Origin of the sequence: Streptomyces coeruleoprunus (genome assembly GCF_039542925.1) — a bacterium.
GTDB classification, from domain to species: domain Bacteria; phylum Actinomycetota; class Actinomycetes; order Streptomycetales; family Streptomycetaceae; genus Streptomyces; species Streptomyces coeruleoprunus.
Genome location: NZ_BAABIT010000001.1, coordinates 1,614,855 through 1,638,955 on the forward strand (window position 1 = coordinate 1,614,855; position 24,101 = coordinate 1,638,955).

Here is a 24,101-nt window from a genome sequence, read left to right on the forward strand (position 1 = left end):
CCTTGTACTCGGGCGCGGGGAGCGCCTTGCGGTCGAGCTTTCCGTTGGGGGTGAGGGGCAGCTCGTCCAGGACGACGACGGCGGACGGCACCATGTAGTCCGGCAGGCGGGACGATACGAACTCCTGCACGGCGGATGCCACGCCGGGACGGTCGCCGCTGACCACCACGTACGCGACGAGCCGGATGTCGCCGGGCGTGTCCTGGCGGGCCACCACGGCGGCCTGGGCGATGTCGGGGTGCGCGGCGATGACCGCTTGGACCTCGCCGGGCTCGATCCGGAATCCCCGGATCTTCACCTGGTCGTCCGCACGGCCCATGTACTCCAGCTGACCGTCACGGGTCCAGCGGACCAGGTCCCCGGTCCGGTACATCCGCTCACCGGGCTCGGCTGCATACGGACAGGCCACGAACCGCTCGGCCGAAAGCCCGGCCCGCCCCACATAGCCACGCGCCAGCTGCACACCGGCGAGGTACAACTCGCCGACAACACCAGGCGCAGTCGGCGCCAGTGAACCGTCGAGCACGAAAACCCGCGTGTTCGCCACGGGCCGCCCGATCGGCACGGAAGCCTGCCCCGGCGCGCACTCCCACGACGTGACGTCGACGGACGCCTCGGTCGGCCCGTACAGGTTGTGCAGCTCGACCCCGTCGAAGACCTCGAAGAACCGCTCCACCACCGACGCCGGCAGCGCCTCACCACTGCACACCACCCGCCGCAGCGACCTGCACTGCGCGGCCTGGGGTTCGCGGAGGAACACCTCCAGCATCGACGGCACAAAGTGCACCGTGCTCACACCGGCCTCGCCAATGAGCCCCGCCACATACGCCGGATCCCGATGCCCACCAGGACGAGCCACCACCAGGACACCACCGGTGATCAACGGCCAGAAGAACTCCCACACCGACACGTCGAAACCGAACGGCGTCTTCTGCAACACCCGCTCACCGGCCACCAACCCATACCGCTCCTGCATCCACAACAACCGGTTCACGATCCCCGCATGCGGAACCGCGACACCCTTCGGGACGCCGGTCGAGCCGGACGTATAGATCACATACGCCGGGTGCTTGCCGGACAGAGCCACACCCAGGGGTCCGTCGTCGAACCGGCCCAGGTCCTCGAGGTCCGCAGCGGTCAGGACACACGCGGCACCCGCATCGGCGGCCAGGAACTCGGCGCGCTCCCGCGGAAGTTCAGGATCGATCGGCAGGTACGCGCCCCCGGCCTTCAGCACGCCCAGCAGCGCCACCACCATCTCGACACCGCGCTCCAACGCGACACCGACCACCGACTCCGCCCCAACACCACGCCCCCGCAGACAACGAGCCAGCTGATTCGCCCGCCCGTCCAGCTCCCCGTACGACACCTCCACACCCTCGAACACCACCGCCACCGCATCCGGCGACCGCTCCACCTGCGCCTCGAACAACCCCACCAACGACACGTCGTCCGGACGATCGACCCAGGTCCCGTTCCACTCGACCAACACCCGGCGACGCTCGTCCGCGCCCAGCACGTCGACCGCGTCCAACCGCTTCCGCGGATCGGTGCTCAGCGTCTCCAGCACGGACGCCCAGCGCCGCGCCAGCCCCTTCGCCGTGTCGGCGTCGAAGAGGTCGGCCGCCGCGATCAGCACACCGCGCAGGCCCGCGGGGGCACCCTCGGCGTCGAAGGTCTCACCGACGTTCAGCTCGATGTCGAACTTGGCCGTCTCCGATCCGCCGAGCATGCCCTCGGCGCGGACGCCCGGGAGGTCGACCGTCGCCTCGGCGTTGTTCTGGAGGGTGAGCATGACCTGGAAGAGCGGGTGCCGGGCGCGGGAGCGGGTGGGGGCCAGTTCCTCGACCAGCCGCTCGAACGGCACGTCCTGGTGGGCGTAGGCGGACAGGCCGGTCTCCCTGACGCGCTTCAGGAGCTGCCGGAACGTCGGGTTGCCGGACAGGTCGGTCCGTATGACCAGCGTGTTCACGAAGAAGCCGACCAGGTCGTCCAACGCCTCGTCCGTACGGCCGGCGATGGCTGACCCGACCGGGATGTCCGTCCCGGCACCAAGCCGCGACAGCAGCACGGCGAGTGCCGCCTGGAGGACCATGAACACGGTGACGCCTTCGGCGCGCGCCAGCTCCACCAGCCGCGCGTGCACCTCGGCGGGAACCTCCAGCGGCACGCCGTGGCCCCGGTATCCGGACACCGGCGGGCGGGGCCGGTCGAACGGCAGGCTCAGCTCCTCGGGAGCCCCGGTGAGAGCCTCGCGCCAGTACGCCACCTGCCGGGACAGGAGACTCGCCGCGTCCTCGTCGTCGCCGAGCAGCCGGCGCTGCCACAGCGTGTAGTCGGCGTACTGAACGGGCAGCGGCGCCCATTCGGGAGCCCGTCCCGCGCACCGGGCCGCATAGGCGACGGACAGGTCCCGTGCCAGCGGGCCGGTCGACCAGCCGTCGCCCGCGATGTGGTGGACGAGGACGACGAGTACGTGCTCGTCCGGCCCGGCCGTGAACAGCCAGGCGCGGAAGGGAACCTCGTGGGCCAGGTCGAAGGCGTACTCCTGGGCGGCGGCTACCGCACCCGCCAGCTCCTCCGGCGCCACCTCCACGACTTGGAACTCCCAGTCCAGTTCGTCCGCGCGCAGGGTGTGCTGCCAGGGCTGGCCCTTGCTCTCCGGGAAGACCGTCCGCAAGGCCTCGTGCCGGGTCAGGACGTCCCGGAACGCCACGGCCAGCGCCTCACGCCGCACCTCGCCCGTCAGCCGTACGACCAGCGGGATGTTGTACGTCGGGCTGGGACCCTGCAGCTGCCCGAGGAACCACAGGCGCCGCTGCGCGAACGACAACGGCACCCGCTCCGGGCGTTCCGCCGGGACCAGTGCGGGCCGGGACGGTCGTCCGTCGGCGAGGCGTGCGGCGAGTCCGGCGACGGTCGGCGTCTCGAACAAGGCGCGGATCTCCACCTCCACGCCCAGCACCGCACGGATACGACTCACCAGCCGCACCGCCAGCAGGGACTGACCGCCCAGCGCGAAGAAGTCGTCGTCGACGCCGACGCTCTCCAGTCCGAGGACCTGGGCGAAGGCCCCGCACAGCAGCTCCTCCTGCACGCTCACCGGCCCCCGGCCCGCCCGGGCCCCGGTCACCGTCTCCGGCGCGGGCAACGCACGCCGATCCAGCTTCCCGTTCCGCGTGAGCGGCAGCTCGTCCAGCACCACCACCGCGGCCGGCACCATGTACTCCGGCAACCGCCCACCGACAAAACCCCGAAGCTCCTCCGGCAGCTCCCTGCCCGAGCCCTCGGCCGTCACGACATAGGCGACCAGCCGCTTGTCGCCCGGTGTGTCCTCGCGGGCGACAACCGCCGCCTGGGCGACCTGCTCATGAGCCAGGAGCGCGGCTTCGACCTCGCCGGGCTCGATACGGAACCCGCGGATCTTGACCTGCTCGTCGGACCGTCCCACGAAGACCAGCTGCCCGTCAGCGGTCCAGCGGGCGCGGTCACCGGTCCGGTACATCCGCTGACCGGGCTCGGTGCCGTACGGGTCGGCGACGAACCGCTCGGCGGTGAGCCCGGCGCGCCCGAGGTAACCGCGTGCGAGCCCGGCGCCCGCGACGTACAGCTCACCCGCGACACCCACCGGCACCGGGCTCAACGTCTCGTCCAGCACGAACACCCGCGTGTTCACCACCGGCCGACCGATCGCCACCTCATCCGCGTCCGGGTCGCACCGCCACAGCGTCGCGTCCACGGTGGTCTCGGTCGGACCGTAGGAGTTGAACATGGCCCGGCCCCGCGCCCACCGCGCCATCACCTCCGGCGGACACGCCTCACCCGCCACCGTCAACACCACATCGAGGCCGATCGACGACTCGTCGAGAGTGGCCAGCACCGCCGGCGGCAACGTCACATGCGTCACCCGCTCCTGCGACAGGAACCGCGGCAACGCCTCACCAAGCCGCCGCTCCTCCGGCACGACCACCAACGCCGCACCCGTCAACAGGGCCATGCACCAGTCCCAGCCGAACGTGTCGAACCCGGCCGACGCGAACTGACCCACCCGATCCCCGCCACCCACACCCAGGAACCGCACATGCCCTTCCCGGAAACTCGCGACACCCGCGTGCGACACCACCACACCCTTGGGCCGACCCGTCGACCCGGACGTATAGATCACCCACGCCGGATGCGACACCCGCAACCCGACATCCCCCACAACCCGGCCATCGAACGAGCCCAACTCCCCAACGACATCCGTTGAGTCGAGCACGACCACCGAAACGCCCTCCGGCACGACGCCCGCCGTACTCTCCGCGGCCAGCACAATGCCCACACCGGCATCGCCGACCATGAACGAGATCCGGTCCGAGGGATAGGCGGGATCCACCGGCAGATAAGCCCCACCCGCCTTCAACACACCCAGCAAGGCCACCAACAGATCGACGCCCCGCTCCAGACACACCCCCACCACCGACTCCGGACCCACACCACGCCCCACCAACAACCGCGCCACCCGATTCGCCCGCGCATCCAGCTCCGCGTACGACACCTCCACCCCACCAGCCACCACAGCCACCGCATCCGGAGTCCGCGCCACCTGCGCCTCGAACAGGCCCGGCACCGTGGACACACCCACGTCCACCGCCGTGTCGTTCCACTCCCCCACCACCCGTGCCCGCTCCACCTCACCCAGCACGTCCACACCGCTCAACCGCGTCCCCGGAACAGCCACCACCTGCTCCAACACCCGCACCCACCGCTCCGCGAACCGACCCGCCGCCGCCTCACGGAACAGATCCGCCGCCACCGTCACCACACCCCGCACACCCGCCGGAACACCCCCCTCCCCGAACGACTCCCCCAACACCACATCCAGATCGAATTTGGCGGTGGTCTCGTCGGTGGGGAGGACTTCGGCTTCGGCGTTCGGCAGATGCAGGACGGCCTCTGCGGTGTTCTGGAGCGTGAGGATCACCTGGAACAGCGGGTGCCGGGCCAGGGACCGCTCGGGCGCCAGTTCCTCCACCAACCGCTCGAACGGCACCTCCTGATGCGCATACGCCTCCAACCCCACCTCACGCACACGCCCCAACAACTCCACGAACGACGGATCACCCGACACATCCGTCCGCAACACCAACGTGTTCACGAAGAACCCGACCAGATCGTCCAACGCCTCGTCAGTTCGCCCCGCGACCGTCGTCCCGATCGGCACATCCACACCCGCCCCCAACCGCGACAACAACACCCCCAACGCCGCCTGCAACACCATGAACAACGTCACGCCCTCAGCACGCGCCAACTCCAGCAACCGCCCGTGCAACCCCGCCGGAATCTCCACCGGCACGCTGAACCCACGATGACTCGCCACCGCCGGACGCACACGATCGAACGGCAGCCCCAACTCCTCCGGAGCACCCGCCAACACCCCACGCCAATAGGCAACTTGGCGGGACAGCAGACTGTCCGGGTCCGTCTCGTCACCCAGCAGTTCCCGCTGCCACAGGGCATAGTCCGCGTACTGGACCGGCAGTGGCTCCCACTCCGGGGCCCGCCCCGCGCACCGGGCCGCATAGGCGGCCGACACGTCCCGGGCGAGCGGGTCGGTGGACCAGGCGTCCCCGACGATGTGGTGCATGGTCACGACGAGGACGTGCTCCTCCGGACCGGTCGTGAACAGCCACGCCCGGAAAGGCACTTCACGCGCGAGATCGAAGACGTACTCCTGGGCGACGGCGACCGCCCCCGGCAGCTCCTCCGGCGTCACCTCCACCACCGGCAACTCCCACGCCACATCCGCCAGGCCAAGGACGTGCTGATACGGCTCCCCGTCCTCGGCGACCGCGAACACCGTCCGCAGCACCTCGTGCCGACCCATCACGTCCCGCAGGGCCACGCCCAACGCCTCACGGTCCACCTCACCCGTCAGCCGCAGGGAGGCGGGGATGTTGTAGGTGGCGCTCGGGCCCTCCAGCTGGCCCACGAACCACAGCCGGCTCTGCGCGAAGGAGAGCGGCAGCCGCTCCGGCCGCTCGCCCGCCGTCAACGCCACCCTGGCGCCCTCGGCACCGGCCAGCCGCTCCACCAGGCGGGCCACGGTCGGGGCCTCGAACAGTGTGCGCAGCGGCAGCTCGACTCCCAGCACCGCCCGCACACGGCTCACCAGCCGCACCGCCAGCAGCGAATGCCCACCCAGCCGGAAGAAGTCGTCGTCGACCCCGACCGTGCCCTGCCTCAGGCCCAGCACCTCGCCGAACAGCCCGCACAGGATCTCCGCTCGCGGATCCGACACCCCACGGCCGGTCCCCGGGCCGCCGCCCGCCCCACCCGAACCGGCGCCGAACTCCGGCGCCGGCAACGCCCGCCGGTCCAGCTTCCCGTTCACCGTCAACGGCAGCGCGTCCAGCACCATCACGGCCGACGGCACCATGTAGTCCGGCAGCCGCCCGGCCACGAAGTCCCGCAGCTCGCCGGCCGGCTCCGCTTCGTGAGTACGCCCGGTCGGCACGACATACGCCACCAGCCGCTTCTCGCCCGTCGTGTCCTCGCCGACGATCACCGCGGCCCGGTCCACGCCGGGATGGGCGGTGAGCGCGGCCTCGATCTCGCCCAGCTCGATGCGGAAGCCCCGCACCTTGACCTGGTCGTCGACGCGGGCGACGTATTCGAGCTCTCCGTCCTCGTTCCAGCGCACGAGGTCGCCCGTGCGGTACAGCCGTGAGCCCGCCGGGCCGAACGGGTCGGCGACGAACCGTTCCGCGGTCAGTCCTGGCCGTCGCAGATAGCCGCGGGCCAGGCCCGCGCCCGCCACGTACAGCTCGCCCACCGCGCCCACCGGCACAGGGCACAGGGATCCGTCGAGGGCGTACACGCGGGTGTTGACGATGGGGGTGCCGATCGGCACGTCCGTCACGTCGGGGCGGCATTCCCAGACGGCCGCGTCGATGGTCGTCTCGGTGGGGCCGTACGAGTTGAACATCGCCCGGCCCGGCGCCCAGCGCGCGATCAGCTCCGCCGGGCAGGCCTCGCCGCCCACGTCGATGACGACGTCCGGGCCGATGGAGCCGTCCTCCAGGGTGGCGAGGACGGCGGGCGGGAACGCGGCGTGCGTCACGCCGTGCTCGGCGATGAACTCCGCCAGTTCCGCGCCGAGGCGGCGGTCGGCCGGCACCACGACGAGCGTCGCCCCGGCAGGCAGGGCGAGCGCCCACTCGGAGCAGAACATGTCGAAGCTGATCGACGCGAACTGGAGCATCCGGGTGCCGGGTCCGACCCCGCCGGGGTACCTGCGGGCCAGGGACTCGGCCGTGTTCACGAAGCCGCCGTGGGTCACGACCACGCCCTTGGGGCGGCCGGTCGACCCGGACGTGTAGAGGACGTACGCCGGGTGCTCGGGCAGCAGCCCGGGGCGCTCGGCGCCGGCGGGGTCGCCGTCGGGCAGTGCCGCCAGTTCGGCGAGCACCTCCGGGGAGTCGAGCACGATCAGCTCGGGCCCGGAGCCGCGCAGGGGCCCGGCGGTGTCCGAGGTGGCCAGCGCGACGACCGGGGTCGCGTCCTGGAGCATGTAGGCGACGCGTTCCGCCGGGTACTCCGGGTCGACGGACATGTACGCGCCGCCGGCCTTGAGGATGCCGAGGACCGCGGCCATCATCCCGGCCCCCCGCTCCAGCATCACGGCGACGACCGACTCGGGCCCGACACCGCGGGCGGCGAGCAGCCGGGCGAGCCGGTTGGCGCGGGCGTTCAGCTCCGCGTACGTCACGTCGGTGCCGTCGCCGGCGATGGCGACGGCGTCGGGGGTGCGGGCGGCCTGCGCCTCGAAGAGGGCGGGGAGGGTAGTGGCGGGGACGGGGGTCGACGTGGCGTTCCAGTCGACCAGGACGCGGTGCAGCTCGGCCTCGTCGAGGACCTGGACGGTACGGAGGGGCACGTCGGTGCCGTCGTCCAGGGCCGCGTCGAGCGCGGCGACCAGGTTCTCGGTCGTGGTGCGGAGCAGCCGGCCGACGGTCTCGGCGCCGATGGGCGCCACCGCGTCGACGGCGATCCGCAGCCCGCCGTCGGCGTCGTCGTCGACGTCGACAGCCAAGGGGTAGTTGGTGCGCTCGCGCGAGAACAGGGTGCGTACACCGCGGATGCCTCCCTGATCGCCGGTGCCAGCGGGCTCACCGGTTCCGCTGGTCCGGGACGCTTCGCCGAGGGCGGTGGGGGCGTTGTGCCGGTAGTTGAACAGGGCCGTGAAGAGAGGTGCGTCCGCCGGGACGCCGCTGGCCTGCTGGGCGAGGGCCAGCGGTGCGTGCTCGTGCTCCAGCAGGCCGGCGAGCCGGCCGCGCATGGCGTCGACCGCCTCGAGAACGCCGCCCTCGTCCACGCCCAGGCGTAGGGGGAGGATGTTCATGAACGGCCCCGGCACCCGGTCGGCACCGGCGCCCGCGTTCATCCGCCCGAACAACACCGTGCCGAACACGACGTCGTCGCGGCCCGACACGGCGGCCAGCATGCGCGCCCACGCCACGTGCAGCAGCGTCGCCGGGCTCGCCCCGAGCCGCCGCGCCACCTCGCGCACCCGCGCGGCGGACGCGGCCGGAAACGCCACACCCGCCGACACGACGCCGGTCCCGTCACCCCGTACATCGATCTGCCCGTACGGGGCGGTCGGCTCGGTGACATCGCCCAGCAGCTCGGCGAAGTACCGCTCGTGCTCGGCGCGGTCCACTCCGCCGCGCGCCTGCGCGACGAAGTTCCGGAACGGCAGCGGCGCCGGCAGCCCGTCCTCCCGCCCGGCCAGGATCGCGTCGACCTCCGCCAGCATGACCTCGACGGCCGTGTGGTCCTGCACGATGTGGTGCACCCGCACCACCGCGAGCCAGCGGTCCGCCACCGCCATGACGTGCACGTCGATCAGGGGCGCCCGGCCCAGGTCCATGACGAGACCGGCGGTGGCGAGCAGCTGGTCGACGGCGTCGCCGCCCTCCGCATCGAGGAGCACCTCGGTGACGGGCAGCACGGCCCGCCGCCACACCACCTGCACCGGCTCGCGCAGCCCTTCCCACACCACACCGGTACGGAGCACGTCGTGGCGGTCGACCACCCGCTGCAACGCGTCGAGGAAGGCATCGAGGTGGTCCCGCCCGTCGAACTCAAGGCCGTGCGGCGTCACGTAGGCGTCCTCGCCGCCGTCGGCGAGCAGGTGGTGGAAGAGCAGGCCCTCCTGCATGGGGGCGAGCGGATAGATGTCGGCGACGTTCGCCGCGCCACCCCCGACGCTCGCCAGGACCCGGGCGATCTCCGCCTCGGTCAGCTCGACCAGCGGCAGCATGCTCGGCGTGATGGCCGTGGCGCCGTCAGGGATCAGGTTGTCCGGAACGTCGACCTGTTCCGCTCCCGCCACCGCCGCGAGCCCCGCCGGCGTCGGCGTCTGGAGCAGCGCCCGTACGGAGATGGTCACGCCACGGGACCGCAGCCGCTCCACCAGGCTCACCGCGAGGAGGGAGTGCCCGCCGAGCCGGAAGAAGTCGTCCTCCACGCCCACGTGCTCCAGCCCGAGGACCTCGGCGAAGGCCACGCAGATGAGCTCTTCGCGGGCGTTGGCAGGTGCCCTTCCGGCACCGGCCTTGTACTCGGGCGCGGGCAGCGCCTTGCGGTCGAGCTTGCCGTTGACCGTCAGCGGCAGCTCGTCGAGTACGACGACGGCGGACGGCACCATGTACTCGGGCAGACGACCGGCAACGAACTCCCGCACCGACCCGCCGACATCCGTAACCTCACCCTGCGCCACCACGTACGCGACGAGCCGGGTGTCGCCGGGCGTGTCCTGGCGGGCCACGACGGCGGCCTGAGCGATGTCGGGATGCGCGGCGACGACCGCTTGGACCTCGCCGGGCTCGATCCGGAAGCCCCGGATCTTCACCTGGTCATCCGCACGCCCGACGTACTCCAACTGACCCTCACGGGTCCAGCGGACCAGGTCCCCGGTCCGATACATCCGCTCACCGGGCTCCACTGCATACGGGCACGCCACAAACCGCTCGGCCGAAAGCCCAGCCCGCCCCACATAGCCACGAGCCAGCTGCACACCGGCGAGATACAACTCGCCGACAACACCAGGCGAAACCGGGGACAGACCGCCGTCCAGGACGAAGACCCGCGTGTTCGCGACCGGCCGCCCGATCGGCACCGAGCCACCCCGGCCCGGCGCACACTCCCACGACGTGACGTCGACGGAAGCCTCGGTCGGCCCATAGAGGTTGTGCAGCTCGACCCCGTCGAAGACCTCGAAGAACCGCTCCACCACCGACGTCGGCAGCGCCTCACCACTGCACACCACCCGCCGCAGCCCAGCACACTCGCCAGCCGCAGGCTCCCGCAGGAACACCTCCAGCATCGACGGCACGAAATGCACCGTGCTCACACCGGCCTCACGGATCAGCCCCGCCACATACGCCGGATCCCGATGCCCACCAGGACGAGCCACCACCAACGCACCACCGGTGATCAACGGCCAGAAGAACTCCCACACCGACACGTCGAACCCGAACGGCGTCTTCTGCAACACCCGCTCACCGGCCACCAACCCATACCGCTCCTGCATCCACAACAACCGGTTCACGATCCCCGCATGCGGGACCACGACACCCTTCGGGACGCCGGTCGAGCCGGACGTGTAAATCACATACGCCGGGTGCTGACCCGAGACCTCAACGCCCAGCGGCGAGTCGTCCACACCGGCCAGCCGCTCGAAGTCATCAGGCGTCACGACGTACACGGCACCGGCATTCGTGGCCATGAACTCACGCCGCTCCCCCGGAAGTTCAGGATCGATCGGCAGGTACGCGCCCCCGGCCTTCAGCACACCCAGCAGCGCCACCACCATCTCGACACCGCGCTCCAACGCGACACCGACCACGGACTCCGCCCCAACACCACGCGCCACCAACCACCGCGCCAACCGGTTCGCCCGAGCCTCCAGCTCCCCGTACGACACCTCCACACCCTCGAACACCACCGCCACCGCATCCGGCGACCGCTCCACCTGCGCCTCGAACAACCCCACCAACGACACGTCGTCCGGACGATCGACCCCGGTCCCGTTCCACTCGACCAACACCCGGCGACGCTCGTCCTCGCCCAGCACGTCCACGGAAGTCAGCGGGCTTTCCGCCCGCTGGTCCAAGGCTTCCTCCAGGGCGGACACCAGGTGTTCCGTCGCCGTGAGGAGCTGGGCGCAGACGGCCTCGGGGTCCACGTCCGGTGTGGAGTCGACGCCCAGGAGGATGCCGTCGCCGTCGTCGTCCACGGCGGCCCACAGGGGGAAGTTGGTACGTTCGCGCGAGAACACCATCTCGATGCCGTCGAGGCCCGTGGCCCGCTCGGTCGGCCCGCCGTTGTTGTGGCGGTAGTTGAAGAGCGAGGTGAACAGCGGCAGGTCCGCAGGGACGCCGCTGGCCTGCTGGGCCAAGGCCAGAGGCGCGTGTTCGTACGCGAGCAGCTCCGCCAGCTGGGACCGCATCGCCGCGACCGCGGACAGGACCCCCACCCCACCGCCGGTCTTCAACCGCACTGGCAAGGTGTTCATGAACGGCCCCGGCACCCGGTCGGCACCGGCGCCCGCGTTCATGCGCCCGAACAGCACCGTGCCGAACACGACGTCGTCACGTCCCGACGCCGCGGCGACGACCCGCGCCCACGCCACGTGCATCACCGTCGCCGGGCTCACCGCCAGGCGGCGGCACACGTCGCGGACCCGCGCCACGGTCTCCGACGGGACCGTCAGCCGGGCGCGGGCCACGGCGGTCCCGTCCCCTCGGGCGTCCATCAGTCCATAGGGCGCGGTCGGCTCGGTGACGTCACCCAGCAGCTCGCCGAAGAAGCGCTCGTGCTCGCCCCGCTCGACCCCGCCCCGCGCCTGCGCGACGAAGTTCCGGAACGGCAGCGGCGCCGGCAGCTCCTCCTCCCGCCCTTCCACGTAGGCCCGGATCTCGTCGAGGACGACTTCGAGGGTGGTGTGGTCCTGGATCATGTGGTGCATCCGTACGAGGGCCAGCCACCGGTCCGCCACCGCGGCGATGTGCACATCGATCAGCGGCGCCCGCCCCAGATCCATGGACAGCCCCACCACCGACAGCAACCGCTCAGCAGCCTCACCATCACCCGAGCAGCCCTCAAGGACCACCTCCCGCACCGGCAGCACGACCCGCCGCCGCACCACCTGCACCGGCTCCCGCAGCCCCTCCCACACCACACCCGTACGGAACACGTCATGCCGATCCACCACCCGCTGCAACGCCGCGACGAAAACGTCCAACCGCTCCCGCCCGTCGAACGCCAGCACCGTCGGCGTCACATACGCGTCCTCACCGCCCTCCACCAACAAGTGATGGAACAGCAACCCCTCCTGCAACGGCGCCAGCGGATACACATCCGCCACATTCGCCGCCCCACCCTCCACCGACCCCACAACCCGCCCGATCTCCCCCACCGACATCCCGGGCACCAGCGGCAACATCTCCGGCGTAATCACCGAAACACCCTCGGGAATCACACTCTCCGGAACCTCCACCCACTCCGCCCCCGCCACCGCCGCCAACCCCGCCGGCGTCGGCGACTGGAACAGCGCCCGTACGGAGACGGAGACGCCATGTGCCCGCAGGCGCTCGCCCAGGGACACCACGAGCAGCGAGTTCCCGCCCAGGCGGAAGAAGTTGTCGTCCACGCCCACGGCGTCGAGGCCCAGGACGTCGGCGAAGGCGGCGCACAGGATCTCTTCGCGGGCGTTGGCGGGCCCACGGCCGGTACCGGCCTGGTACGCGGGCGCGGGCAGCGCCTTGCGGTCGAGCTTGCCGTTGACCGTCAGCGGCAGCTCGTCGAGTGCGACGACGGCGGACGGCACCATGTACTCGGGCAGACGACCGGCAACGAACTCCCGCACCGACCCGCCGACATCCGCACCCTCACCCTCCGCCACGACATAGGCAACAAGCCGCGTGTCGCCCGGGGTGTCCTGCCGTACGACCACGGCCGCCTGCACCACGCCGGGATGGGCCGCGACAACCGCTTGGACCTCGCCGGGTTCGATACGGAAGCCCCGGATCTTCACCTGGTCGTCGGCCCGCCCGACGTACTCCAGCTGACCGTCACGGGTCCAGCGGACCAGGTCCCCGGTCCGGTACATCCGCTCACCGGGCTCCGCTGCATACGGGCACGCCACGAACCGCTCGGCCGACAGCCCGGCCCGCGCCACATAGCCACGGGCCAGCTGCACACCGGCGAGATACAGCTCGCCGACAACACCAGGCGCAGTCGGCGCCAGTGAACCGTCGAGCACGAAAACCCGCGTGTTCGCCACCGGCCGCCCGATCGGCACGGAAGCCTGCCCCGGCACGCACTCCCACGACGTGACGTCGACGGAAGCCTCGGTCGGCCCATAGAGGTTGTGCAGCTCGACCCCGTCGAAGACCTCGAAGAACCGCTCCACCACCGACGCCGGCAGCGCCTCACCACTGCACACCACCCGCCGCAGCGACCCACAGTGCGCGGCCTGGGATTCGCGAAGAAACACCTCCAACATCGACGGCACAAAGTGCACCGTGCTCACACCGGCCTCACGGATCAGCCCCGCCACATACGCCGGATCCCGATGCCCACCAGGACGCGCCACCACCAACGCACCACCGGTGATCAACGGCCAGAAGAACTCCCACACCGACACGTCGAACCCGAACGGCGTCTTCTGCAACACCCGCTCGCCCTCGACCAACCCATACCGCTCCTGCATCCACAACAACCGGTTCACGATCCCCGCATGCGGAACCGCGACACCCTTCGGCACACCGGTCGAGCCAGACGTGTAAATCACATACGCCGGGTGCTGACCCGAGACCTCAACACCCAAAGCAGAACCGTCGAACTCACCGATCCGCCCGAAGTCCTCAGCCGTCATCACACACACGGCACCCGCGTCGGCCGCCATGAACTCACGTCGCTCTACAGGGAGTTCGGGATCTATCGGCAGGTACGCGCCGCCCGCCTTCAGCACACCCAGCAGCGCCACCACCATCTCGACACCGCGCTCCAACGCGACACCGACCACCGACTCCGCCCCCACACCACGCGCCACCAACCACCGCGCCAACTGGTTCGCCCGAGCCTCCAACTCCCCGTACGACACCTCCACACCCTCGAACACCACCGCCACCGCATCCGGCGACCGCACCACCTGCGCCTCGAACAACCCCACCAACGACACGTCGTCCGGACGATCGACCCCGGTCCCGTTCCACTCGACCAACACCCGGCGACGCTCGTCCTCGGTGGCGAGGTGGATGCCACGGACCAGGTCGTCGGGGGCGGCTTCGGCGAGCTGGTTCAGGACGTGCAGGAAGCGCCCCGAGGCGGCTTCCAGGGCGTCGGGGGTGTGGAGGTCGCGGTTGGCGCCGACGGCGATCTGGATGCTTCCGTCGGCGGACCGGTCGTAGACGTCGATGCCCAGGTCGTCGATGGGGCCGGGCACGACATTGTGGATGCTGGTCGTGCAGTCCCCGAAGCGCAGCGGGTACGCGAAGGACATGACGTTGATGTAGAGGGGGCAGAGCGGGGCGCTGTCGACGAGGCCGAGGTCGCGGTGGATGTCCTCGTAGCGGTAGCGCTGGTGGCGAAGTGCCTCGCGGACGCGTCTGGCGGCCTGGCGGATGAGGTCGGCGACGCTGGTGCCGGGGTCGATGGTGAGGCGGAGCGGCACGAGGTTGGCGGTGAGGCCCGGGATGGCGAGTTCGCGCTTTCCCGTGCGGCCGAGGACGGGAAGGGCGACGAGGACGTCGCGGGTTCCGGTGACCCGGTGCTGGTAGAGGGCCGCGGCGGTGATCATCAGGCCGGCGAGGCTGGTCCTGAGGCGTCGGGCCGACGCTTTGAGGCGTGCGGCGGCGTCGGGGTCGACGTCCTCGGTGCGCCGGATGGGGGCGTCGGGCAGGTCGCGGAAGCCGTGGCCGTCGGTGGCGGTGATCCGGGGCAGGTCGGACAGGGTGTCGAGCCAGTACTGCCGGTCCTGCTGGAGGTCGTCGGATGCGCGGTAGGCGCGGTCGGCGTCCGTGAGGACGCTGAGGGGTTCCAGGGCGCCTTCGGCGGGGTCGGTGCCTTCCAGGAGTGCGGTGTACACCTGCTGGAGGCGGCTGGAGATGATGGCGCCGCTGTAGCCGTCCACGACGAGGTGGTGGCTGCGCTGGAGCCAGATGTGGTGCTCGTCGGCGAGCTTGAGGAGGGCCTGGGTGTAGAGCGGGCCTTCGACGGGGTCGACGGGGCGGCGCGCGTCGTCGAGCATCCACGCGTCGGCGGCCGCGCGCGGATCGGGTTCGCCGGTCAGGTCGACGATGTGGACCGGGTGGTCGCGTGTGTCGTCGAGGTACCGGCGGGGGACGCCGGCGTCTTCGCGGAAGCGGAGGTGGTAGGCCTCGGTCTCGTCCAGGGTGCGGTGGAGGGCTTCGAGGAAGAGGTCGACGTCGAGGTCGCCGTGGATCTCGATGCATTCGGCGATGTTGTAGATGGGGTTGTCCGGAGCGAGCTGCTGGGCGTTCCAGATGCCGAGCTGGGCGGCCGTGAGTTCCTGGAGTTCGCGTGCGGGTGCGCTCTCGGATGCGGCCATGACCGCCCTCCCCCATGATTTCGACGTGCGACGACCTGACGGTGCCCGTGAGAAGGGCGCCGGCCAGGCCGACGCCCCGGGGTGGCGGCGCACACGGGGTGTGCGCCGCCCTGTGGACCTTGCCGGGTCCCATGGACCTTTCCGGCCCGGCGGTTGGGCCGGGCTACTTCTTCTCCATCGCCTCGATGAGGCTCTTCGGCCGCATATCGGTCCAGGATTTCTCGATGTAGTCGAGGCATTCCTGGCGGCCCGCCTCACCGAATACCGACTTCCAGCCGTCGGGTACGTCCACGAAAACCGGCCAGAGCGAATGCTGACCTTCGTCGTTGACCAGGACCAGATACTGGGCGTCGGGATCGTCGAACGGATTGGTCACTACAACCGTCCCCTCTCGAGTGAATGATGTGTGCGCAACGCTAAGGGGTGCTGCCGGCACCATTCGCGCCAGTTCTCCGAGTGCCTGTCTGTCGAGTGCCCGCTCACAAGTGCCCGGTTGCCGCGGCTCACTATGCATCAGGGCTCAGCGGGCGATCAACAAACGGCGGGGGGTGCTTCGTACAGTGCGTGTGCCATGTTCGGCGCAGGCCGGACGGGCCGTTCAACCGCGTCGTCGCGGCAGTTGAACACGCAGGCCGGTGCGGCCGCGCGGGCCGTTGCCGGCCGTCCTTGACGGTGTGCGACGCACCGTGCCACCGTGCCGGGCATATTCGGGGATCGCCATGGCATTGCCACCGGACCGCGCTCGTCTCGTTTTCGAAGCAAACCAGTGAGGTATCCGTATGCACAGCGAGTCGGCCGCGTCTTCGCCGCCCCGGATCAATCTGGTCGATCCGGAGTTGTACGCGCACGGCGATCCCTTCGAGCAATGGCGCTGGCTCCGGGCGAACGAGCCCGTGTACTGGCATCCGCCGACGGAACTGCCGGGTTTCTGGGCGCTCACCAGGTATGACGATGTGCGTGCGGCGTACCGTGACGCGGAGACGTTCAGTTCGGCGCGGGGAATTCTGCTGCGGCCGGCGGATCACGGTGAGGATCCGGGTGGGGGCCGTACGCTGGCGCTGACCGATCCGCCCCGGCACCGTCAGCTGAGGGGGCTGGTCGACGAGTGGTTCGCGCTGCGGTCGGTGCGGGGTTTCGAGCCGGAGATGACGGAGGTGGCGCGGCGGGTCGTCGACGAGGCGCTGGAGCGCGGCTCGTGCGATTTCGTGGCGGACATCGCGGCGCGCGTGCCGCTGTACGTCATCTGCAACATGATGGGCGTGCCGAGTTCCGACTGGGACCGTCTGTTCACGCTGACGAGTCAGGCGTTCGGCGCGGGTGATCCGGCGACGCAGCGCTTCGCCCACCTGGAGATCATGGGCTATTTCGAGGAGCTGCAGGCGGAGAAGGCGGACGATCCGTCGGACGACCTGGTGAGCATCCTGGCGACGGCGACGATCGACGGCAGTCCGCTGTCCCCGGAGGACGTGATCCTCAACTGCGACAACCTGCTGGTCGGGGGTACGGAGAACACGCGGATCGCGGCGGCCGGGGGGATGCTGGCCTTCCTGGAGCATCCCGGGCAGTGGCAGGCTCTCGTGGAGGATCCGGGGCTGCTGCCGTCGGCGGTGGAGGAGGTGCTCCGCTGGACGTCGACCGCCACGCACATCCTGCGTACCGCCGTGCGGCCCGTGGAGATCGGGGGGCGGCGCATCGAGGCCGGGGACCGGGTGACGTTCTGGCTGCCGTCCGCCAACCGTGACGAGTCGGTGTTCGACGCGCCGGACACGTTCGACATCCGGCGGAAGCCGAACCGGCATCTGGCGCTCGGGTTCGGTGAGCACTTCTGCCTCGGTAGTGTGCTGGCCAGGGCCGAGCTGCGGATCCTGTACCACGAGCTGCTGCACCGGTCGATCCGTGTCGAACCGGACGGCGAGGCGACGCGGTTGAGGTCGATCGTCGTCAACGGCCCCGAGCGGCTGCCGGTCAAGCTGACGGAGGGTGCGGCGGCCCGGCCGTGACGCGCCCTCCGGCCAGCGCCGCGCCGGCGGCCGCCGCAGCGGCCCCCGCGGTGCGCATCGTGCCCGTAGAAAACCGAGAGCGAGGAAGCTTCCGTGTCCATGATGGGCGGCCCTGGTCCGGGCCTGATGCGTCCGCGGCTCAGAGACGATTCGCTGCCCCGTCAGCAGGTGAGACCGGGCACGGTGCGGCGGGTCGTCCCGTACGCGCTGCGCTACCGCTGGTCGCTGCTGCTGCTGGCGGTCACGACGTGCGTCGACGCGGCGATCGCCGCAGCGAGTCCGCTGATCCTCAAGATGATCATCGACGATGGCATCCTGCCGGGGAAGATGGCGGTGGTGGTGTGGCTGTCGGCGACGATCGCGGCGCTGTCGCTGGTGACGGCGCTGTCGCTGTACCTCCAGGCGTGGTTCTCCGGACGGGTGGGTGAGGGGCTGGTCTTCGACCTGCGGACGGCGTTGTTCAGCCATCTGCAGCGGCAGCCGATCGCGTTCTTCACGCGGGCCCAGACCGGGTCGCTGGTGAGCAGGCTGAGCACCGACATCAACGGCGCCCGGCAGGCGGTGACGACGCTGCTGTCGCAGGCCGTGTCCGCGGCGCTCACGCTGGTGCTGGTGCTGGGCGCCATGTTCTACCTGTCGTGGCAGATCACGCTGGCGTCGTTGGTGCTGCTGCCGCTGCTGCTGCTGCCGGGCCGGCTGATCGGGCGGAAGCTCCAGCGGATCACCCGCGAGGGCATGCAGCTGGACGCCGCGATGGGCTCGATGGCGAACGAGCGGTTCAATGTCGCCGGGGCGATGCTGGTCAAGCTGTACGGGCGGCCCGAGGACGAGGCGAAGGAGTTCGCGCGGCACGCGGGCCGGCGCCGTGACATCACCATCATGGAGGGCGTCTACGCCCGGCTGTTCATCATCGGCATCACCATCCTGACGGCCCTGACGACCGCGCTCGTGTACGGCCTGGGCGGCAGCCTCACCATCGACGGCACGCTGCAGCTGGGCACGCTCGTCGCGATGGTGACGCTGCTGATGCGGCTGTACGGCCCGGTGAACCAGCTGGCGTCCATGCAGGTGGAGGTGATGACGGCGCTGGTCAGCTTCGACCGGGTCTTCGAGATCCTCGACCTGGAACCGCTGATCTCGGAGAAGCCGGACGCCCACGCCCTGGCCTCCGGCCCGGGTGCGGGCTCCGGTGCGGGGCCGGACGGGGGCGCTGCGGCCGGCTCGGTGTCCGACTCGAAGTCAGGCTCGAAGTCCAGCTCGAAGTCCGGTTCGGCGGTGTCCGGTTCGGTGGCCGGGGCTCCCCTCTCGGGGGCGGAGTCCGCGCCCGAGATCGCGTTCTCGGGCGTCTCCTTCCGCTACCCGAGCGCCGACGAGGTGTCCCTGGCGTCCCTGGAGTCGCTGGCGCTGCCGGTTCCCGAGCGGGCCGACGGGACGTGGATCCTGGACGACCTGTCGTTCGTGGCGCCCGCCGGGAAGCTGACGGCACTCGTCGGCCCGTCCGGCGCGGGCAAGACGACCATCACGCAGCTGGTGCCGCGGATGTACGACCCCGGTCGCGGCACGGTACGCATCGGGGGCCACGACATCCGCGACGTGACCCTGCAGTCGCTGCGGGACACGGTGGGCGTGGTCACCCAGGACGCGCACCTGTTCCACGACACGATCCGCGCGAACCTGCTGTACGCCTGCCCGGACGCCACCGAGAAGGACCTGGTGGAGGCGTGCCTGGCGGCCCGGATCTGGGACACGATCTCGTCCCTGCCGGAGAGTCTGGACACGGTGGTCGGCGACCGCGGGTACCGGCTGTCCGGTGGCGAGAAGCAGCGCATCGCGCTGGCCCGGCTGCTGCTGAAGTCGCCGCCGATCGTCGTCCTCGACGAGGCGACCGCGCATCTGGACTCGGAGTCGGAGGCGGCGATCCAGCGTGCCCTGAAGACGGCGCTGGCGAACCGGACGTCGATCGTCATCGCGCACCGGCTGTCCACGATCCGCGAGGCGGACCAGATCCTCGTCGTCGAGGCGGGACGGATCCGGGAGCGCGGCACCCACGAGGAGCTGCTGGCGGCCGACGGGCTCTACGCGGAGCTGTACCGCACGCAGTTCGCGCTGCAGGCGACCGACCACGGCGAGGCGGACGCCGCCGCGGCGGCCCCGGTACGGGGCGCCGGGCCCGCCTGACCGGGCCGCGGTGCCCGCCCCGAACGGCCGACCGGCCGCCCAGCCGGTCGGCCGTTCAGCTGTGTCGGGGCGTCAGTTGAACGCTCACTCCGGGGCGCCGGGGGTGACCAGTCCCGTCTCGTAGGCGAGGACGACGGCCTGGGCGCGGTCGCGCAGGGCGAGCTTCGCGAAGATCCGGGCCACGTGCGTCTTCACGGTGGCCTCGCTGAGCGTCAGTTCGCGGGCCAGTTCGGTGTTGGACAGGCCGCGGCCCATGAGGGTCAGCACCTCCAGCTCCCGTCCGGTGAGGGCGGCCAGGTCGCGGTGGACGGGCGGCGCCGCGGCGGGGCGGTCCGGGCCCCCGCGGTCCTCGTGGGCGAAGCGTTCGACGAGGCGCCGGGTGATGGAGGGCGCGAGCAGGGCGTCGCCGGTGTTGACGAGGCGTACCGCACTGGCCAGGTACTCGGGTGTGACGTCCTTCAGGAGGAAGCCGCTGGCCCCGACGGAGAGCGCCGCGTACACGTACCGGTCCAGGTCGAAGGTGGTGAGCATCAGGACCCGGCAGCGCGGGTTCTCCTCCATGACGCGCCGGGCGGCCTCCAGGCCGTCCATGGTGGGCATGCGGATGTCCATGAGGACGACGTCGGGGCGCAGTCTGCGGGCGGCCTCGACCGCTTCGGCGCCGTCGGCGGCCTCGCCGACGACCTCGATGCCGCGGGTGGTGAGGATGAGCCGGAAGCCGGAGCGGACCAGGGCCTGGTCGTCGGCGATGAGGACGCGTGGGGCGCGCGGGGCGGGCGGTTCGGGCGTGGTGGTCATGGGCGGTCCAGGGGGATGCGGGCACGGACGCGGTAGCCGCCGCCGATGCGGCGCCGGGCGTCGAGGTCCCCGCCGTAGACGGCGACGCGTTCGCGCAGGCCCACCAGGCCGCGTCCGGCGCCGTCCTTCCAGTCGACGGCGGTGCTGCCCGGGGGTGTCGTGTGCGGGGAGTCGGTGAGGACGCTGGGGCCGGTGTTGAGGACCTCGACGCGCAGGGAGTTGTCGGCGTACCGGACGGTGACCTCGGCCTTGCGCCCGTCGCCGTACTTGAGGGCGTTGGTCAGGGCCTCCTGGACGATCCGGTAGGCGGTGGTGTCGATGCCGGCCGGCAGGGGGCGGGGCTCGCCCGAGATCCGTACCTCGACGGGGAGGCCGGCGAAGGCGATGCGGTCGACGAGGGAGCTGAGCCTGCTGAGGCTGGGCTGGGGCGCCAGGGGCGTGTCGTCGTCGGCGCCGTCCTGCGCGGGCGCCAACAGGCCCAGCAGGTGCCGCAGCTCGGTCATGGCGTCGCGGCCGGCCTCCTCGACGGCGCGGAGTGCGGCGGCGGCCTCGTCGGGGAGGGTGGCGAGCACTTCGCGGGCGGCGCCGGCCTGGACGACCATCAGGCTCACGTTGTGGCTGACGATGTCGTGCAACTCCTGGGCGATGCGGTCGCGTTCGGCGTCTACGGCGGTGCGTGCGGCGCTCTCCCGCTCCCGTTCCAGCAGCCAGGCCCGGTCCTCGACGGCCTTGCGGTGCATGCGGCGGGCGCGCAGGAGCGCGAAGGACAGCCAGCAGATCGCGACCCCCGCCACCACCAGGGCGGCCACGAACCATCCCGTTCCGGATAACCACACGGCTCCACCTTGGCAGAACGCCGCACGATCCGCATAAGTGCCCACGTCACACCGGTTCCACCGGTCCGGGCCGTCGTCGCGGTGTGTGGGGTGTGACGGATGGGGCGGACGGTGACGGTGCGACGGGTCGCCGGAAATGTCGGCCAGGTGTTCACCGCATTGTATTGATGGGGGAGTTTGACTGGTGCCATAGTAAGGCGTCCGTAAATCGCCGCCGGGAATTGGGCCGAGAAATTCAGCGGGCCGACCGGTACCGCCCATTCATGACCGCGAGGGTGAGGACGCTGCCGTGGAATCGACGAGGAACGCGGGCTCATCATGCCTTTTGTGAATAGCAACGGGATTCGGCTGTCCTATGAACGGACGGGCGAGGGCGATCCGGTGCTGCTCATCATGGGCTCGGGCGCGACCGGGTCGGTGTGGACGGTGCACCAGACGCCGGCGCTGCACCGGGCGGGGTACGAGACGGTCACCTTCGACAACCGGGGGGCGGGGGCGTCGGACGCGCCTCCCGGCAGGTACGCGCTGGCGGACGTCGTCGCCGACACGATCGGCCTGATCGAGGCGCTGGGCATCGGCCCGTGCCGGGTCGTGGGGGCGTCGCTGGGCGCGATGATCGCCGAGGAGGTGGCGGTCGCGGCGCCGCACCTGGTGCGGAGCGCGGTGCTGATCGCCACGCGGGCGCGGGGCGACGCCGTGCGGCGGGCACAGGTGGAGGCGGAGCAGGCGCTGCTGGAGAGCGGTGTGCGGCTGCCGCCGCGCTATGCGGCGACCCGGTCGGTGCTGGAGATGCTGTCGCCGAGGACCCTGAACGACGACGGGGCGGCCGGGATGTGGCTGGAGATCTACGAGCTGTCGGGCGGTGGTGCGACGACCGGCGGCCAGGCGTGGATCGACACGTGCGAGGACCGCCGTGACCGGCTGCGCCGGATCGAGGTGCCCTGCCGGGTGGTCGCGTTCACCGACGATCTGATCACGCCGCCGCATCTGGCCGCCGAGGTGGCGGACCTCATCCCGGACTGCGACCTGGTGGAGATACCGGACTGCGGGCACCTGGGGCACCTGGAGCGCCCGGAGGAGGTCAACACGGCGATCGTGGAATTCCTCGACAAGCACTGAGGGCCGCGGCCGGGGAACGCGTCGAAGGCCCGCGGTCGCGGATGGCGACAGCGGATCGCTGTCGGGCGTCGCGGCCGGGTTTCGCGGTACGGGGGCCACCCGAGCGGGTCGTGCGCGCCGTGCCATGGGGCCGGTGCACGGTCTCGGGCGCCCCCCGCACGAAGTGTGGGGGGTTGTCGGGGCGCGGTGCGCCGGCGGTTATCCGCCGATGGCCGAGCCGGTGATGGAGCGTACGCGCTCGTCCAGTTCCTGGGCGAACTCGCGCCACGTCTCGGCGTACTGACGGGCGAGGTCCACGATCAGGTTGCCGCAGTGCGGCGGCACGGCGGCGGTCAGTTCGGACCACTCCTGGCGGCCGATGGCGTTGTGCTGGAGCAGCCGCAGCAGTTGCCGGCCCTCCTCCTTGTGCCGCAGCGAGGGGTCTCGCAGCAGCTTCTCCAGGACGTATCCCGGGTCGGGCTGGATGAGGCGGGCTAGCCGCTCGTGCCTGCGTCTGGTGGCCCGGTCGGCCACGGCCGTGCCACCGCGGCCCTCGGCCTCATCGGTGCGGCCGTGCGCGGCGGCGGCCCCCGCGCCGTGCCGGTCGGCGGTGTGCCCGTCCTGGGCGGGGCGCTGTGGTGCGCGCCCGTCGAGCGGGTGCCGTTCCGGTGTGCCGCCGTCGGGTGTCCGGCCTTCGAGCGCGTGCCCGTGCGGGGCGCCGCCGTCCGGACCTCCGCCGTCCCGTGCCTGCCCTTCCCGCGCGTGCCGGTCCGGCGCGGGGAGCTCCCCTGCCCGGAGCCGTCTTCGCACATCGCTCGCCGTCGCCGGCGAGATGCCCGCCAGGCGGGCCACTTCCCGTAAAGAGGCGTGCGGGTGGGCGGCCATCACTTCGGCGGCCCGGCGTCTGCCCTCCGCGCTGTTGAGCGGGCGGACCTTCCCGTCCCTTCCGATACGCGTGTTCAACTGCTGCCCGGCGTCAGTTGAACGCCGCCGGATGGCGGCGACGGCCTTGGCCCCCAGTCCGGATACGCGGGCGATCGCACGGTCGGACATGTGCGGATGCGTGGCCACGATCCGGGTGGCGGCGGCCTGGCGGTCGGCGAGGGAGAGGGGAAGCCCATGGGCCACATTCGCCCTGACGGCGCACAGGAATGCCTCTTCCGGACTTCCGTCGAAAAAGATGACGCGGATCGTCTCATCGCCTCGCAGCATGGCGGCGAGCAGGCGGTGGGTGCCATCGATCACCTGCATGTTCCGCCGGTTCACCAGAATCGGCGGGAGGGGTGCTTCGATAGCGGCCAGTCTGGCAATGTGTTCTCTGTTCTGCCCCTGGGATCGCGGGGATTCGCCCGGCTTGAGCGAGGATATGGCGACGGATACGAACTCCTGTCCACGGGTGTCCGCCAATGGCAGGGACACCGGCATCAGATCGGCGGTCTTTCCACCACGCGAAGAATCAGTTGCGGCAGTATCTGGCTGATCCATTCGAATACCCCCTATTGGAAAGGAATGCGCTCAGATCTGTTTCTCGCGGTGCTTCACGGATTTCTCGGCCAGGCGGCTCGGCTCAGC

Annotated in this window: 8 protein-coding genes (1 of these 8 only partly in view); 3 read left to right on the top strand and 5 right to left on the bottom strand. The window is 71.0% G+C overall.

The genetic code is table 11. The features are described from left to right. Both ABEB09_RS06950 and ABEB09_RS06955 read right to left on the bottom strand, forming a co-directional pair. Positions 1-15,619, bottom strand: partial view of an amino acid adenylation domain-containing protein gene (locus ABEB09_RS06950; RefSeq protein WP_345688145.1) — the 5' portion only. Its footprint begins 290 nt before the window's first position; only the first 15,619 of its 15,909 coding nucleotides appear in the window; it begins with the start codon at positions 15,617-15,619; the stop codon falls past the left edge of the window. 163 nt (positions 15,620-15,782) lie between these two features. Next, entirely contained in the window at positions 15,783-15,995 is a 213-nt protein-coding gene (locus tag ABEB09_RS06955) for an MbtH family protein (RefSeq protein ID WP_345688147.1), read from the bottom strand. 403 nt (positions 15,996-16,398) lie between these two features. Here ABEB09_RS06955 and ABEB09_RS06960 point away from each other — a divergent pair, with 403 nt between their 5' ends. Next, complete coding sequence (locus ABEB09_RS06960; RefSeq protein WP_345688149.1) at positions 16,399-17,619, top strand: cytochrome P450; 1,221 nt, start codon at positions 16,399-16,401, stop codon at positions 17,617-17,619. 99 nt (positions 17,620-17,718) lie between these two features. Then, positions 17,719-19,797, top strand: a complete 2,079-nt coding sequence (locus ABEB09_RS06965) for an ABC transporter ATP-binding protein (RefSeq protein ID WP_345693862.1) — start codon at positions 17,719-17,721, stop codon at positions 19,795-19,797. Between the two features lie 84 nt (positions 19,798-19,881). Here ABEB09_RS06965 and ABEB09_RS06970 read toward each other — a convergent pair whose 3' ends face one another. Continuing rightward, positions 19,882-20,595 (bottom strand): response regulator, encoded by a 714-nt coding sequence (locus tag ABEB09_RS06970; protein ID WP_345688151.1) that lies wholly within the window; start codon positions 20,593-20,595, stop codon positions 19,882-19,884. Continuing rightward, the gene (locus ABEB09_RS06975) at positions 20,592-21,431 is read right to left on the bottom strand and encodes a sensor histidine kinase (RefSeq protein ID WP_345688153.1); all 840 of its coding nucleotides are present in this window, start codon (positions 21,429-21,431) and stop codon (positions 20,592-20,594) included. The genes ABEB09_RS06970 and ABEB09_RS06975 overlap by 4 nt, the downstream gene beginning before the upstream one ends. A 318-nt stretch (positions 21,432-21,749) precedes the next feature. Between ABEB09_RS06975 and ABEB09_RS06980 the strand changes: the two genes are divergently transcribed. After that, positions 21,750-22,550 carry an alpha/beta fold hydrolase gene (locus tag ABEB09_RS06980; RefSeq protein WP_345688155.1) on the top strand — a complete coding sequence of 267 codons (801 nt, stop codon included), beginning with the start codon at positions 21,750-21,752 and terminating at the stop codon, positions 22,548-22,550. A 198-nt stretch (positions 22,551-22,748) separates the two neighbouring features. Here the strand turns inward: ABEB09_RS06980 and ABEB09_RS06985 are convergent, their stop codons facing one another. Further along, positions 22,749-23,780, bottom strand: coding sequence for a ParB/RepB/Spo0J family partition protein (locus tag ABEB09_RS06985; RefSeq protein WP_446697146.1), 1,032 nt, complete (start codon positions 23,778-23,780; stop codon positions 22,749-22,751). Positions 23,781-24,101: the final 321 nt, after the last annotated feature.